The sequence below is a fragment of the Aeromonas sp. FDAARGOS 1418 genome (assembly GCF_019048585.1).
Taxonomy (GTDB): Bacteria; Pseudomonadota; Gammaproteobacteria; order Enterobacterales; family Aeromonadaceae; genus Aeromonas; species Aeromonas caviae.
Map to the genome: position 1 here is coordinate 1803872 of NZ_CP077387.1, position 14287 is coordinate 1818158.

13 protein-coding genes and 2 pseudogenes are annotated in these 14287 nt (G+C 60.0%); 6 read left to right on the forward strand and 9 right to left on the reverse strand.

Translation table 11 applies throughout. From position 1 onward, the window contains the following. Positions 1–35: 35 nt before the first annotated feature. Genes I6L48_RS08670 through ltnD form a run of 6 tightly spaced genes read right to left on the reverse strand, consistent with a single transcriptional unit; the run spans position 36 to position 6074 of the window. The gene (locus I6L48_RS08670) at positions 36–1541 is read right to left on the reverse strand and encodes a GntP family permease (protein WP_010673294.1); all 1506 of its coding nucleotides are present in this window, start codon (positions 1539–1541) and stop codon (positions 36–38) included. Then, a complete protein-coding gene (denD, locus tag I6L48_RS08675) occupies positions 1538–2512 on the reverse strand; it encodes a D-erythronate dehydrogenase (protein ID WP_254203237.1) in 975 nt (324 codons plus the stop codon). The genes I6L48_RS08670 and denD overlap by 4 nt, the downstream gene beginning before the upstream one ends. Positions 2513–2523: 11 nt before the next feature. Beyond that, complete coding sequence (gene otnI / locus I6L48_RS08680) at positions 2524–3297, reverse strand: 2-oxo-tetronate isomerase (RefSeq protein ID WP_216987966.1); 774 nt, start codon at positions 3295–3297, stop codon at positions 2524–2526. Next, positions 3294–3926: an aldolase gene (locus tag I6L48_RS08685; RefSeq protein ID WP_039041066.1), complete on the reverse strand. Its 633-nt coding sequence runs from the start codon at positions 3924–3926 to the stop codon at positions 3294–3296. Before I6L48_RS08685 ends, otnI begins: the two co-directional genes overlap by 4 nt. Further along, positions 3919–5169 carry a 3-oxo-tetronate kinase gene (otnK, locus tag I6L48_RS08690; RefSeq protein WP_113069782.1) on the reverse strand — a complete coding sequence of 417 codons (1251 nt, stop codon included), beginning with the start codon at positions 5167–5169 and terminating at the stop codon, positions 3919–3921. The genes I6L48_RS08685 and otnK overlap by 8 nt, the downstream gene beginning before the upstream one ends. Beyond that, complete coding sequence (gene ltnD / locus I6L48_RS08695) at positions 5166–6074, reverse strand: L-threonate dehydrogenase (RefSeq protein ID WP_045523655.1); 909 nt, start codon at positions 6072–6074, stop codon at positions 5166–5168. The genes otnK and ltnD overlap by 4 nt, the downstream gene beginning before the upstream one ends. A 256-nt stretch (positions 6075–6330) precedes the next feature. Here ltnD and I6L48_RS08700 point away from each other — a divergent pair, with 256 nt between their 5' ends. Then, complete coding sequence (locus I6L48_RS08700; protein ID WP_216987967.1) at positions 6331–7125, forward strand: DeoR/GlpR family DNA-binding transcription regulator; 795 nt, start codon at positions 6331–6333, stop codon at positions 7123–7125. 81 nt (positions 7126–7206) lie between these two features. On the opposite strand, the pseudogene I6L48_RS08710 reads toward I6L48_RS08700, so the two are convergent. Next, positions 7207–8401, reverse strand: a pseudogene (locus tag I6L48_RS08710) (PQQ-dependent sugar dehydrogenase); the annotation flags it as partial. Positions 8402–8560: 159 nt separating this feature from the next. After that, positions 8561–9386, reverse strand: a pseudogene (gene ppk2 / locus I6L48_RS08715) (polyphosphate kinase 2). Positions 9387–10395: 1009 nt separating this feature from the next. Here ppk2 and I6L48_RS08720 point away from each other — a divergent pair. The 3 genes from I6L48_RS08720 (at position 10396) to I6L48_RS08730 (ending at position 11868) form a co-directional block, all read left to right on the forward strand. Further along, entirely contained in the window at positions 10396–10659 is a 264-nt protein-coding gene (locus tag I6L48_RS08720) for a hypothetical protein (protein WP_010673304.1), read from the forward strand. Positions 10660–10705: 46 nt separating this feature from the next. Continuing rightward, the gene (locus I6L48_RS08725) at positions 10706–11260 is read left to right on the forward strand and encodes a hypothetical protein (RefSeq protein WP_139700642.1); all 555 of its coding nucleotides are present in this window, start codon (positions 10706–10708) and stop codon (positions 11258–11260) included. Between the two features lie 119 nt (positions 11261–11379). Further along, on the forward strand, positions 11380–11868 hold the full coding sequence (locus I6L48_RS08730; RefSeq protein ID WP_113069784.1) for a hypothetical protein: 489 nt from the start codon (positions 11380–11382) through the stop codon (positions 11866–11868). Here the strand turns inward: I6L48_RS08730 and I6L48_RS08735 are convergent. Next, a protein-coding gene (locus tag I6L48_RS08735) for an IS3 family transposase (RefSeq protein ID WP_111736006.1) occupies positions 11865–13015 on the reverse strand; the annotation gives its coding sequence in 2 pieces (ribosomal slippage) (positions 11865–12778 and positions 12778–13015; 1152 coding nt in all). The two genes, I6L48_RS08730 and I6L48_RS08735, sit on opposite strands and share 4 nt — an antisense overlap. Positions 13016–13088: 73 nt before the next feature. Between I6L48_RS08735 and I6L48_RS20955 the strand changes: the two genes are divergently transcribed. Both I6L48_RS20955 and I6L48_RS08745 read left to right on the forward strand, forming a co-directional pair. Next, entirely contained in the window at positions 13089–13289 is a 201-nt protein-coding gene (locus I6L48_RS20955; protein ID WP_367949434.1) for a Mor transcription activator family protein, read from the forward strand. Positions 13290–13408: 119 nt separating this feature from the next. Continuing rightward, on the forward strand, positions 13409–14254 hold the full coding sequence (locus I6L48_RS08745; protein ID WP_216987969.1) for a phage protease: 846 nt from the start codon (positions 13409–13411) through the stop codon (positions 14252–14254). Positions 14255–14287 lie beyond the last annotated feature (33 nt).

Sequence of the window (14287 nt, forward strand, 5' to 3'; positions counted from 1 at the left end):
GCCCTCGTCACACAGCGTTGCCGTGACGGTGCAGGTTATGACTCCCGGCTCGGGACGGCCCCTGCCGCCGGAGCCAGGGACTGCCCCTTGACGTACCAGACGATGAGGGCCAGCACCAGCAGCGGCAGCACGGGGTCGAACCAGGTGCCGCCGGAGCCGAACAGCAGGTTCAGCAGGGCGACGCCGGTGCCGCCGATGGCCCAGGCGATGGTGGTCGGGATGGACCAGACGATCATCTGTTGCTTCACGTCGGAGATCCCCATCATGCGGTTGACCACCCAGAACAGGCTGTCGTTGAAGTAACCGAAGAAGAGCGACCCCATGGTGGCGGCCTGGGCGGCCAGCAGCATGTTGACCCCGGGGATCTGCGCCAGGATGGGGGCGGAGATGGAGGCCGCCGTCACCATGGCCACGGTGCCGGACCCCTGGATGAGGCGCACCAGGGTCGCCACGATGAAGGGGATCAGGATGGGGGAGATGGGCAATTGGGCGATCTGCTCGGCCAGTTGCTGACCTGCGCCACTGTCGCGCAGCACGGCCCCCAGCGCCCCACCGGCACCGGTCACCAGCAGGATGATGCCGGCGGATTGCAGCCCCTCTTCCAGGCGGGCGGCGGTGGCGTGCCTGTCCATGTGCGGGACCAGGGTATAGACCGCCAGCAGCACGCTGATGGCCAGCGCGATGATGGGGGTGCCGATGAAGTTGATGCCCTGCACCAGGGGGTTCGCCATCAGGCCATCCATGCCCTCCAGGGTGGCCAGGGTGGTGAAGATGGCCTTGACGAAGATGAGCACGATGGGCACCAGGATCGGCAGCAGCGACAGGGTCAGGCTCGGCAGGGTCTTGCCCTCCTTCTCCTTGAGGTACTGCTCATAGGTGGCTTGCAGCTCGTCCGGGGTCTGGGCGGCCTGGGCACCGAACTCGGGGTACTTCTTGTCGAGCCACTGGGCGTAGAAGACGATGCCGAGCACGCAGGGGATGGCCAGGGCCATGCCGGTCAGCAGCATGGCGCCGATGTCCACGCCAAACAGGCCGGCAACCCCCAGCGGGCCCGGGGTCGGCGGCACGGTATGGTGGGTTACCACCAGGCCGCCCGCGAGCGCCACCCCCAGGGTGAGCAGGGAGCGCTTGCCACTTTTTGCCAGCGCCTTGGCCACCGGATAGAGGATGACGAAGGCGGAATCCACGAAGATGGGGATGCTGACGATGTAGCCCGTGATGGCCAGTGCCCACTCCTCGCGGCGCTTGCCGAGCCACTTGATGAAGCTGTAGGCGATCTGTTCGGCGGCGCCGGAGACCTCAAGCAGGCGACCCATCATGACCCCGAGGCCGATGACGATGCCGATGCTGCCGAGGGTGGAGCCAAAGCCCTGGGTGATCACGGTGAGGGTCTTGTCGATGCTCATGCCGCCGGTGATCCCGGCGATGCAGGCCGCCGCCAGCATGGCGATCAGGGCGTGCACCCGGGTGCGGATGACCAGGAACACCAGCACGAAGACCGCGATGATGAGACCGATGATGGGGGTTGGGATGTCGCTCATGATGCCTCCTGCATGTCATGGGTGATGAAACTGTCGATGATGTCGGCAAACGTCCTGTCTGCCGCGAAACCGAGGGCGCTGGCCCGCTGGTTGTCGATGCGTCCCGGCCAGCTTGCCACGATGCGCTCGATGGCCGGATCGGCGGCAAACTGCACCCGATCCCGGGCCGCCTGGCCACCGACCCGTGCGAGGGCCTCCAGCATTTCGCCGACGGTCACGCTGATGCCGGGCAGGTTGATGCTGCGGGCGTCACCGGTGGCGGGAAGTCTGGCCGCCAGCAGGAAGTTCGCGACCACGGTGGCGGGGCTGGAGAGCCAGAGGCGCAGATCCGGGCTCACCGGGCAGATGGCGCTCTCCCCTTGCAGCGGCTCGCGGATGATGCTGCTGACAAAGGAGGAGGCGGCGCGGTTCGGCTTGCCCGGCCGCACGCAGATGGTGGGCAGGCGCAATACCAGACCGTCGACGAAGTCCTTGCGGCTGTAGTCGTTGACCAGCAGTTCCCCCATGGCCTTCTGGGCGCCGTAGGAGGAGGTGGGGGTGAGCGCCGTGCCGTCATTCACCAGCTCCGGCAGCGGGCCGCCATAGACGGCGAGCGAGCTGGTGAAGACGAAGCGGATGCCCGGCCGGGCATGGCGGCACGCCTCCAGCAGGGTGCGGGTGGTGTCCAGGTTGACCTGCCAGCCGAGATCGAAGTCCTGCTCCGCGTGGCTGCTGACGATGGCGGCCAGGTGGTAGACCACGGCGGTCCGCTCGCTGATGAGGGACTCGGCGACACCGGCTTCGGTGAGGTCGGCCCGCAGACAGCGAACCCTGGGGTCCGGCAGGGGGGATTGCGGCTGCTGGATGTCCACCAGCAGCAGCTCGGTGAAGGGGTGGGGGCCTTGCAGCAGGGCCCGGGCTAGTTTCTGGCCCAGGAAGCCACCGCCGCCGGTGATGATGATCTGCATCTTGTTATCCTCAGACTCGTTCATGTTCAGGGTCGTTATTGTTGTGTCAGCCAGCCCAGCCCTTCCCGGGTGCCGGCTCTGGGGTTGTATTCGCAGCCAATCCAGTCGTGGTAGCCCGCCTGCGCCAGCACCTTGAACAGGTAGGGGTAGGCGATCTCCCCCTCGTCCGGCTCGTGGCGATCCGGCACCGAGGCGATCTGGACGTGGCCGATGGCCGGGCCCAGCTTGCCGATGAGACGGGTGAGATCCCCGTCCATGATCTGGGCGTGATAGAGGTCGAGCTGCACCCCCACGTTGGGTCTGTCTATCTCCTGCACCAGGGCCAGGGCGTCGAGCTGGTGGGCCAGGAAGTAGCCGGGCACATCTCTATCGTTGAGGGGCTCGAGCAGCACCTTGATGCCGTCTTCGGCCAGGAAGTCGGCGGCGAAGCGGATGTTGTCGATCAGGGTCTGGCGGTGGGCCGAGAGGCTATGAGCAGGGTCCACGATGCCGCTCATGGCGTGTACCTTGGTGCAGCCGAGCGCCAGGGCGTAGTCACGCACGCTTGGCAGGTGGCCGCGAAACTCCGCTTCCCGCCCCGGGATGGCAGCCATGCCGCGCTCACCCGCGCCCCAGTTGCCCGGCGGCATGTTGAACAGGGCCTGGGAGAGCCCCTGCTCGCGCAAGCGGCGGCCCAGCTCTGCGGCCGGCCACTCGTAGGGGAAGAGGAACTCTACCGCCTCGAAGCCTGTGTCGCGGGCGGCGGCGAAGCGCTCCAGGAACGGCACCTCGGTAAACAGCATGGTGAGATTGGCGGCAAACTTGCTCATGGTTTCATCCTCCTCAATTCATCAATTTCGGGTTCGCTCAGGTAGCGGATGGCGTGGCCATGGAGCATCAGTGCCAGGCGCGCCGTCTCCTCCAGCTCTTCCATGTTGTTGACCGCATCCACCAGATCCTTGCCCGTCACCACGGGGCCGTGGTTGGCAAGCAGGAAGGCGTTGCCTTCGGGGGCGCGGCGCCCCAGCTCCTCGGCGATGCGGGCATCCCCCGGCTTGTAGTAGGGGATGAGCGGCAACTGGCCGACCCGCATCACGTAGTAGGGGGTGAAGGGGCGGATGACGTTGGCCGGATCCAGCCCTTCCAGACAGGAGAGGGCGGTCAGGTGGGTGCAGTGCAGGTGCACCACGGCCCGGCAGTCCGGATTGTTGTGGTAGATGGCGAGGTGGAAGGCCACCTCCTTGGAGGGGCGATCTCCCCCCAGGTGTTCCCCCTGCAGGTTGACATGAGAGAGCCTGTCGGCGCTGAGCCGTCCCAGGCAGGAGCCGGTCGGGGTGGCGATCAGGGTGCCGTCCGGCAGCAGGGCGGAGAGGTTGCCGGCGCCCCCGGTGGCATAACCGCGCTGGAAGAGGGAAGCCCCCAGCATCACCATGGTGTCGCGCAGTGCCTGTTCAGTCATGGAAGTACTCCTGAGCCTTGTCGAAGAAGTCGTCGCTCCCGAAATTGCCGGATTTGAGGGCCAGCGACAGGGGGGCGTCGATGGCCCGCACCCAGGGCACACCGGGGGCGATCTGCGGGCCTATGTGGAACGCCTTGACGCCGAGAGCCTGGGTGACCCGGCTCGAGGTCTCGCCACCGGCGATGATGAAGCGGTCCACGCCGGCGCCTTGCAGCAGTTGGGCGAGGCGGGCAAAGCAGTGTTCCACCGCGTCGCTGGCTGCCTGCTGGCCGTGGGTTTCCTGAATGCGGGCCAGCTCAACCGGGCTGGTGGTGGCGTAGACCAGCGGCGCCGGGGTCCGGGGCTGGTCCAGTACCCAGCGCGCCAGCTCGGCCGGGTAGTCGGCATCCTCGAGGCAGCGCACCACATCCAGCGCCAGGGCAGGGGCGTGCTGGCGATAGCGGGCCACCTGACGGTTGGTCATCTCTGAGCAGGAGCCCGACAGCACCGCAGCGCGGGTGCCTCTGGGCCAGCCCGCTTCGCGGGCACCCTGCAGATCGCCGCTGCCAAGCTGACGGGCCAGGCCGATGGCGAGGCCGGATCCGCCGGTCACCAGGGGCATGTCGAGGGCGGCGGTGGCGATGTCCAGCAGGTGCTGCTCGGTCAGGGTGTCGACCACGGCGTAGCGCACACCAGCTTGCGTTAGCTGCTCAAAGGCGTCGGCAATGGCGCCGGGACCCTGTGCGATGGTATTGAACGGTACCAGACCGGCGCGGCCCTGGGCCTGCCCCTCCATCAGCCGCAGCAAGTTGCTGTCGGTCATGGGGGTGATGGGGTGATGGCGCATGCCGGACTCGGCGAGCGGCTGGGCGCCGACGAAGAGGTTGCCCTGATAGACGGTGCGACCGTTTACCGGCAGGGCCGGGCAGATCAGGGTGAACTTGTTCTCCAGCGCCGCCAGCAGGGCGTCGGTGACGGGGCCGATGTTGCCCGCCGCCGTGCTGTCGAAGGTGGAGCAGTACTTCTGGTAGATGCGCGGGCAGCCGCGGGCCTTGAGCCAGTCGAGGGCCGCCAGGGAGTCGCGTACTGCCTCATCGGCCGGGCAGGAGCGGCTCTTGAGGCTGATCACCACGGCGTCGACCCCGGTCAGATCCGCCTCAGCCGGGATGCCGGCAAACTGGATGGTGGAGAGGCCGTTCTCCACCAGGAAACCGGCGATGTCGGTGGCGCCGGTGAAGTCGTCTGCGATGACTCCGAGTTTCATGCTTGCTCCTCCTGACCCGGCAGGGTGATGCCTGAGAAGATCTTGATGACGGCGCTGTCATCTTCCTGGCCGTGCCCTGCGTTGCTGGCGCCGAGGAACATGTTCAGCGCCGTGCTCGCGAGCGGCAGCGGGAAGCGCAGCGCCTTGGCGGTGTCCGCCACCAGGGTGAGATCCTTGACGAAGATGTCCACTGCGGAGCGGGCCTGATAGTCACCGGCCAGCACCCGGGGCATGCGGTTTTCAAACATCCAGGAGTTGCCGGCGGCATGGGTCACCACGTCATACATGAGATCCAGGGACACGCCTGCCCGGCTGGCCAGGGCCATGGCCTCGGCGGCCACCGCGATGTGCACCCCGGCCAGCAGCTGGTGGATGATCTTGACCGTGCTGCCCTGGCCCGGCTCGCTGCCGACCCGGTAGACCTTGCCGGCCACCGCATCCAGCACCGGGGCCAGCTTGTCGAAGGCGGCGTCGGAGCCTGCGGCCATCACCGTCATCTCGCCGGCATCGGCCTTGATGGCGCCACCGGAAACCGGCGCATCCAGCATCGGCAACCCCATCAGCGCCAGCTCGGCAGCCAGGGCGCTCGCCTCTTCGGCGGCGATGGTGGAAGAGACCATGATGGCGGTGCCCGGTTTGAGGTGGCGAGCCAGCCCCGCTTCGCCGAGCAGGATGCGGCGCACCTGGGTGGCGTTGACCACCAGCAACAGCACGGCATCGAGCGTCTCGGCCAGGGGCCTGGCATCGGCCATGACGGCGGCGGCACCGGCCTGCTGCAACTGGCCGCGGGCCTGTTCGCTGAGGTCGATGCCATAGGTGGTGAGCCCGGCCCGCAGGCAGGAACGGGCGGCGCCCATGCCCATGGCGCCCAGGCCGATGACCGCAACATGATAGGGAGTGCTCATCTCGTGATTCCTCGATTACGACTGATGAGCAGATAGTAGAGGCTTGCGGCGATGAAATATCAGGCAGTCGTCACAAAAAATAACTTAATTGGTGTTAATTTTTGTTATTTGTGCGGGTTAAGATTCTTTTGAGTCAAATTTTGGCGTCTTTATTGTGAATAAATGTGATTTGTGAGCCCGTTTCAGGTTATTTATCATTTTTTCCCAGGTCGCTGGGGTAGAATGGCACCTTCCTTTTCCCGAGGCGCGAGGCAAGATGATTCCCGTAGAGCGACAGCAACGTATCCTGCAACTGCTGGCAGAGCGCGGCGTGGTCAGCATAGTGGAGCTGACCGACTGGCTGCAGGTCTCCCACATGACCATCAGGCGCGACATCCAGAAGCTGGAGGAGCAGGGGAGGGTACTCTCTGTCTCCGGCGGGGTCAGCCTCTCCCAGCGGATCAAGAGCGAGCCCTCCCACGCCGCCAAGCGCAGCCTGATGCAGGGGGCCAAGCTGGCCATTGCCCGGCTCGCCGCCGCCCAGGTGAGCGAGGGGAGCACCGTCTATCTGGATGCCGGTACCACCTCCCTGGAGCTGGCCCGGGAGCTGGCGCTTCGGGAAGACCTGATGATAGTGACCAACGACTTCATGGTCTGCGCCTACCTCATCGAGCACGGCCGCTGCCGCCTCTATCACACCGGGGGTCAGGTCATTCGCGAGAACCAGTCCTGTGCCGGGGAGGCCACCGCCCACTTCCTGCGCAACCTCCATCTGGACATCGCCTTCCTGTCAGCCTCCTCCTGGGACAGTCAGGGGATCTCCACCCCGAGCGAACAGAAGGTGCCGGTGAAGCGAGCCGTGGTGGAGTCGGCGGCGACGCGCATCCTCATCTGCGATTCGTCCAAATATGGCAAGGTGGGGACCTTCAACGTGGTGAGCTGGGATGCGATCGATCAGGTGATCACCGACGAGCAACTGCCCCAGAGCGCCCGCGAGGTATTGGCACAGCATGGGGTCAGGGTGACCATGGCGCCGCTGGCCAGTCTGGTGGCCAGCGCCGAACAGGGGTAAGGAAAGGGGTGACAGGAGGCGAACCACGGCGCCACCCGGCCGGGATCAGCGACCCTCTGCGGCCGGTGCGTCCGTCAGCTTGGCGGAGCCCTGGATCACCTCCCCCGCCTTCTCGATGTCCCGTCCCATCCCGTGTATGGTGTTGCAGCCCAGCAACCAGAGGCTGGTGCACAGCACCAGCAGCATGCGATTCGTCTTCATCCTTGCTCCTTTCATGCTATGGGGTCAGTTTGAGCAGGCGCCCCTGGCCTGAATCCGTCAACAGGTAGAGGGCGCCGTCGGGGCCCAGCTTGACGGTACGGATCCGCTCCCCCAGATCGGTCAGCAGCCGCTCTGCCGACACTATCTTGTCTCCGTCGAGGTGCAGGCGCAACAAGGCCTGACCGCGCAGGGCGCCGACCAGCAGATCCCCCTGCCACTCCCTGAACAGGTTCCCCTGATAAAAGGCCATGCCCGAGGGGGCGATGGAGGGCACCCAGATCCAGCGCGGTGCCGTCATGCCCGGCGCGCTCTGGCCCACGCCAATCTTGCCGCCCCCGTACTCCTCGCCAAAGGTCACTCTGGGCCAGCCGTAGTTGTGGCCTGGCAGGATGAGGTTGACCTCGTCCCCGCCCTGGGGACCGTGCTCGTGAGCCCAGAACTGCTGGCTGCCCGGGCGCAGGGCGGCCCCCTGCATGTTGCGATGGCCCAGGCTCCAGATCTCCGGCATGGCCCCCGGCGTCTTGACGAAGGGGTTGTCGGCGGGGACCCGGCCATCCTTGTGCAGACGCACCGTCTTGCCGAGGTGGTTGTCCAGAGTCTGGGCCCGCTCCCGCTCGCTGTAGCGATCCCCCAGGGTGATGAAGAGGTGGTCCTCCGTCAGCACCAGGCGGGAGCCGAAATGGGCGCCGCCGGCCACCTTGGGCTCTTGGCGAAACAGCAGTTGCCAGTCGACGAGGGCCTCTTTTTGCAGTCGGGCCCGGGCCACGGCGGTGCCGGCGCCTCCGTCCCCCGGCTCGCTGTAGCTGAGATAGAGCCAGCCATCGCCGTCCAGGGCGAGATCGAGCAGACCCCCCTGACCCGTGGCGGCGAGGGGCGGCAGGCCGGAGACCACATGGCGGTTGCCACCCGCGTCGATGCGCAGCAGGCGCCCAGGGCGCTCGCTGACGAGGTAGCCGCCATCCGGCAGGAAGGCGAGCCCCCAGGGGTGGCGCAGCTCCCCCGCCACCGGGGTCAGGGTCAGTGCCCGCACCGGGAGCACCAGGCAGACAAGCAGCAGGGCAAACAGTCGCAACATGGGGCCTCCTCGAGCGGCCAGACCTGAATGTCGCTGAAGTATAGGGGAGGCAAACGGGAAAACGTGAGCAACAACAAGCCATTGGGTGATACCGGCGGCGCCGGTTGTTCCTTGGGGCAGGAAGGGAAAGGGGGTGAGCCAGGGCTCACCCCCCTCTGGCTAGAAGAGGGCTGGCACGATGCGAAGCGGGTGATCCGATGGTTTGACTTTGCCTATCTTGCGCTTGGGCAGCTTCACCGGCTCCGCCGGCAGCGCCTCGTAGGGGATGTGCGCCAGCAGGTGGGAGATGATGTTGAGGCGCACCCGTTTCTTGTCCTCGGAGTGGGCCACGAACCAGGGGGCCCAGGCGGTGTCGGTGGCGATGAACATGGCATCCCGCGCCCGGGTGTAGTCATCCCAGCGATCGAAGGACTTGATGTCCATGGGGGGAGAGCTTCCAGATCTTGCGGCCATCGTCGATGCGATCACGCAGCCGCCGCTCCTGCTCTTGTGGGGTCACCTCCAGCCAGTACTTCAGCAGAATGATGCCAGAGTCCACCAGGGCTTTTTCCACCATGGGGGTGCCAGCCAGGAATTTGTCGCTCGCCTCCTCGCTGCAAAAGCCCATGATGCGCTCCACCCCGGCCCGGTTGTACCAGCTGCGATCGAAGATGACGATCTCCCCCGCCGCCGGCAGATGGGGGATGTAGCGCTGGAAGTAGAGCTGGCTCTTCTCCCGCTCCGTGGGGGCGGGCAGTGCGACGACCCGAAAGACCCGGGGGCTGACCCGTTCGGTGATCGCCTTGATGGTGCCCCCCTTGCCGGCCCCGTCGCGCCCCTCGAAGACGATGCAGACCTTGAGCCCCTTGTGCACCACCCACTGCTGCAGCCTGACCAGTTCCACGTGCAAGAGGCGCAGCGCCTTTTCGTATGCCTTGTTGCCAAGGGGCTTTTGCGCCTCGGCCACGACCGGTTCTTCCGTTCTGGATTTTCGTTTGCTGCCCATGATGTCCTTCTCTGTGTCTCGGCGAATGGAGGGCCGTCCTGCCGGACGGCGCCCTTCAAGGGTAGATGACGGTGTGCCGCCACCGGGAGTTGCAACTACCGTGGGATGGCCGGGATCATCTTTGGTGGGGCTCGCGGGGTTGTTGGTGGTGTAACCAGTCACCAAGAATGAAAAACCCGGGAGCACCTGAAAACAAGTGGGATCTCGTGGGAGAAGCCCAGACAGGGCATGGGTTACAGGTCAATCTGGGTCAAGCGCGGGCCAAAATGTGAAAATGAAAAAAAGCGGGGTCGATCTGGGGTCTGTGACGGCAAAAATGAAAGATGAGAGTAGGTTTTAAAAATCTGCCGGCTTGCGTTGAACAACCCGTTTAAACAGCGAGGCGATAGGCTGCAATTTTACATCTGGTTGGCCTGCTAACTCTGATGTGGCACTGTTTAACGCTTGGCTTCGTGACGCAACGTCAAAGAGGTCATCCGGCCAAGCCAGCAACTCGCTAGTGCCGGAAACAGGGGGCTATGGGGGGGAATTGAGGTTCTTTTCTATAGCCAAAAAAAGAACCAACGCTTCCTTTTCTTGGTGGTACTTCCCTTTGGGATCTGATTCACCTATCCAATTGATATTAAATGATTATTTATCAATATATTACTCCTTTCCAGGGGTTTAAGTCTCAAAGGGAAAGAACCTGAGTACGAATAAATAATGAATATAAATGTACTCTTGAGGCTAAATTACGCGCATGCGTAAACTGTCGTTGTGCGTAACTTCGGCTTCGGGTTATACTCATCTTCGGTGCTCAAAACACCCTCTATCAGCGGTTTCCGCGCCCGTCAGACTTGCGGTTTTTTTGTGCCTGAAACTTGAGGCGCAAACGGTTTACATGGTCGGGAGTGCGGCTAATACAACACTCTTGCAAAAGAGAAATATGCCCGCCGTCTGATAGCGGTTTTGAGCTCCCGACCACCCTCTCAAAAAGGGTCAACTCAAAATGTCTATCAGGAGGCCCACCATGGCCGCTACAACCCTTTCCACCGCCATCCAAGTAAATGACGCGATTGCATCTGTAGTCGTGACCGCGTTTGCTCAAGAAAAAAACCTAGCTGATCTGATTGACTTAAACTCCTCGGCATCTCACGTGCTAGAACTAGCCATTTCAGAGCTGGATGCGCTATCACCAGCTGAGCGCCGAGTCTTGGTTTTCTCACTGAACCTCGTGAAGGATATCGCTATGGCCAAAGCTGTGACCATAGCGGGCACATCAAATAACAACTGAAAATATTCCCAGCATTGTTGCTGAGAATGTTTTAGGACGTGAATTCATGGGAAGAACAAGAGAGCAAGCTTGGCTTTATATGAAAAGCGTAAAGACATTTACCTCAGCAGAGCTTGCTCTCGCTGTTGGTATGGCTATGCACAAATCTTACTTAATGGTTTCCCGCTATAGGGCTAAAGGCTATATCACCCAGACCGGTGGAAGTGGACATTGGATTGACCCATTTTTCTACACGGCGAATCAGAAAGCTAACCCCCGATTTGGTAAAGGAAATCGGAGCGGAATAGCGACAAAACGTAGGCCTCGCCGCAGAGAAAAATCAAAACAGCAAAAGATGTGGAACGCCATGAAAATAGAGCGCTTCTTCACAACTACGGACCTATGTATTACAACTGGTGCAAGTACGCGACATGCTTACCGATACGTAGTTAAGTTGGAAAGGGCAGGTTATTTGCGAGCGGTGTTTAAAGTTAACATTAAAATTGCTGGTGCGATTAGCCGCTACACATTAATCAGAGATACTGGTTCCATGAGTCCGATAATCAGGGACGATGGTGTATGGGACCAAAATGAGCAAAGGCTATATTCTTTCGTGAGCTAGTTAAAGGCCGCCAGTAGGCGGCCTTTTCATTGCGCTTTCATAGCTATTTATAAGCCACCATAAACAATATTATGGCCCAGTATCTTTATCATGTCATAAAGACATAATGAGGTGGCGACATGAGCAAACATACTTTGGTAGAGCTTTTTGATGCGACGATTGATGTTGCTCCTGAATCAATCATGTTATCCGCACCTGATTCTATCAGGGAAATTTATGATGCCATGGTGCTCTCGTTGAAGGATACCAAGATATGGAGCCCGTTGAACATCAGGCGGATTTTTGGGGCTATATTGGTTATCTGTAGCGAATTTGGTGGTGTAAATCTTTATATTCCTTTTATAAAAAACAGCAAGGTCCGGGATAGATTTATTTTGTCTGTAATCAATATGATTGATGCAGGTAAGGAGTTATCTGGCTCGTTGGTTATTGAGGCACTAAAAGAAGCTGCACCAGAAAGAAATATCACATCTGGTACAAATTGGTCAGATGATTTTTCCAGGCTGATATCCGCCGCTCATGGCTTCTTGATAAGTCAAAAACCTGCATGCTCTAACACTGAAGTGAAAGAGATACTCAAGTTGATTGAAGCGCCCCTGGTTTTCTAGACACTTTGTTGCTGAAAAATAAACTGCCTTTCAAACTCTACCGGCGACAGCCCATCATTGGAACCATGACGCCTGATTGGGTTGTAAAACATCTCGATATAATCAAACACATCGCTGCGGGCTTCGTCTCTTGTCGCGTAAATCCTGCGCTTGATCCGCTCCCGTTTGAGCAACTGAAAGAAGCTCTCGGCGACCGCGTTGTCGTGACAGTTACCCCGTCGGCTCATACTGCAACTCAGGTTGTGGGCCTTCAGAAAGTCTTGCCATTCACCACCGGTAAACTGGCTGCCCTGATCCGAATGCACCAGTACCGGCTGCTTGGGTTTGCGCCGCCAGACGGCCATCAATAACGCATCAACCGCCAAGTCTGCCGTCATGCGTGACTTCATCGCCCAGCCGACGATCTGGCGAGAGAACAGGTCGAGCACCACCGCCAGGTACAGCCACCCTTCTTGAGTGCGAATGTAGGTAATGTCAGTCACCCAGGTGATGTTGGGGGCTGGCACCTTAAACTGACGTGCCAGCGTGTTTGGGGCAGCTTGCGTGCTCTTGCCTCCATAATGCCCCTTGCGGCGTTGATAGCCCGTTTGCGAACGCAGTCCCTCCCGCTTCATTAATTTGGCCACACGGTGCTTGCCGCAGGCTTCCCCTGCGTCACGAAGGTCGCGATGGATCTTGCGATAACCGTAGACAGCACCACTTTCCAGCCAGGATTGCTTGACCAATCCGGTCAGTCGTTCGTCCTCCTGCTGTCGTGGCGATGTGGGCTGTTTCAACCACGCGTAGAAGCCACTTCGGTGAACCCCCAGGGTCTGGCACAGGGTAACGACACTGTACCGGTCGAGTCGGGAGGTTATGAACGCGTACCTTTCCTTGACTCGCTGGCAAAGTACGCGGCGGCCTCCTTTAGAATATTGCGCTCCTCGGTGACCTGGCGCAGTTCAGTTTTCAGGCGGCGGATCTCGGCTTGCAAGGCAGACTCTTCTATCTGCTGGTCAGCAGGCTTACCGTACTGCTTGAGCCATGCATACAGGCTGTGGCTGGATACCCCGATGGCACGTGCAACGTCAGCCACCGGCCGCCCGCGCTCGGTGATTTGTTTAACGGCTTCTATTTTGAATGTTTCTGGATAACGCTGACGGGTCATAACACCTCCAATAGTTGCCTCATTTTAAGGCTGTGAGGTGTCTAGGGAACTGGGGGCGATTCAGATTTTTGAGGTGCTGCTAAACACTTGCTCTGGGCGGGTCTTCTATATCTCCTCATGTAAAGGCTTGATAAGCGCTATGCGCAAGCAAGCTATCTGGAAAGAATTTAATGGTTCTAACGTGCGAGAGTTATCGGCTCGGTACGGCCTCTCGATACCGACCGTTTATGGTCTCTTGAAAGATTGCAGGAACGAGCGCCGGACGATGGTTTGACTTTGGCTCTGTAATCGATGGTGTTGGGCTTTTGCTGTGTATAGAAGTGGGATTGCTTCCGGCTGCATGGCTTAAACGCTTGGCGAAGATTTTAAACGGGTTTTAAACAGGGTGTAAGCATGAACGTTGCGTACTGTTCTGTCGAGTTTGCAAGAGAAGGTCAAGATGGTGTCCCGCAGTGGATTCGGATCTGGCCAAAAGGGCCCGTACATCGTACACGGGATGGACGGCAATTCAGATTGGATAACCCATCGAAATATGTTGCCAAACTGAATGCCAGTCGCGTTGACATTGTGGTTGATTATGAGCATTCAACCGCGCTGCTTAAAGGGCAGAAAGCACCTGCCGCTGGTTGGTTAAAAGATTTCAAGGAAAATGATGGAGAGGTATGGGGTCGTGTGGAGTGGACAGAAGAGGCAGCACAACTTCTCTCCAAAAAGCATTATCGTTATATCTCGCCCCACTTCAATCATGATGAAATAGATGGTCAGGTTTTAAATCTTTGGAGCGTTGGTCTTGTTAATTCACCAGCATTGAACATGGAGGCTATTTGCGATGCAAATGGTCAATTAACAGAGGAACAAGTGCATGAAGTAAGTTCAATATTATCCGTTGCTGGCGTAGCAACACTTTCTGGCTTGTATGCAAAGTTAGAAAATGACAAAAACATGGCGATTCTCTCAGTCGTCGAATCAGCGCGGGAAAAAATGATAATTCCTGCGTCCATCAAGGATGAACTGATCGAGGTCTGTAGTGCCATTGGTATTGATAAGTTCCAACGAATAATAAAAGTGCTGAGTTCTATCCAAGGGTTGACACTTCCAAATAAATCACAAGTTGACGGGCTCGAAAAACCGACCAATAAAAACTCATTGTTGACGCCACAAGAGCAGGAAATTTGTAAAAACTCAGGCATCACAGAAGAGCAATTTATTGAGGAAAAACGCCGACTAGCTAATCGTTAAGTATTATGGCGATATCAACTTATACTTTCACTA

Coding starts and splice junctions, on each gene's coding strand:
- I6L48_RS08670 (WP_010673294.1), bottom strand. CDS start 1,541: ATGAGCGACATCCCAACCCCCATCATCGGTCTCATCATCGCGGTCTTC.
- denD (WP_254203237.1), bottom strand. CDS start 2,512: ATGAACGAGTCTGAGGATAACAAGATGCAGATCATCATCACCGGCGGC.
- otnI (WP_216987966.1), bottom strand. CDS start 3,297: ATGAGCAAGTTTGCCGCCAATCTCACCATGCTGTTTACCGAGGTGCCG.
- I6L48_RS08685 (WP_039041066.1), bottom strand. CDS start 3,926: ATGACTGAACAGGCACTGCGCGACACCATGGTGATGCTGGGGGCTTCC.
- otnK (WP_113069782.1), bottom strand. CDS start 5,169: ATGAAACTCGGAGTCATCGCAGACGACTTCACCGGCGCCACCGACATC.
- ltnD (WP_045523655.1), bottom strand. CDS start 6,074: ATGAGCACTCCCTATCATGTTGCGGTCATCGGCCTGGGCGCCATGGGC.
- I6L48_RS08700 (WP_216987967.1), top strand. CDS start 6,331: ATGATTCCCGTAGAGCGACAGCAACGTATCCTGCAACTGCTGGCAGAG.
- I6L48_RS08720 (WP_010673304.1), top strand. CDS start 10,396: ATGGCCGCTACAACCCTTTCCACCGCCATCCAAGTAAATGACGCGATT.
- I6L48_RS08725 (WP_139700642.1), top strand. CDS start 10,706: ATGGGAAGAACAAGAGAGCAAGCTTGGCTTTATATGAAAAGCGTAAAG.
- I6L48_RS08730 (WP_113069784.1), top strand. CDS start 11,380: ATGAGCAAACATACTTTGGTAGAGCTTTTTGATGCGACGATTGATGTT.
- I6L48_RS08745 (WP_216987969.1), top strand. CDS start 13,409: ATGAACGTTGCGTACTGTTCTGTCGAGTTTGCAAGAGAAGGTCAAGAT.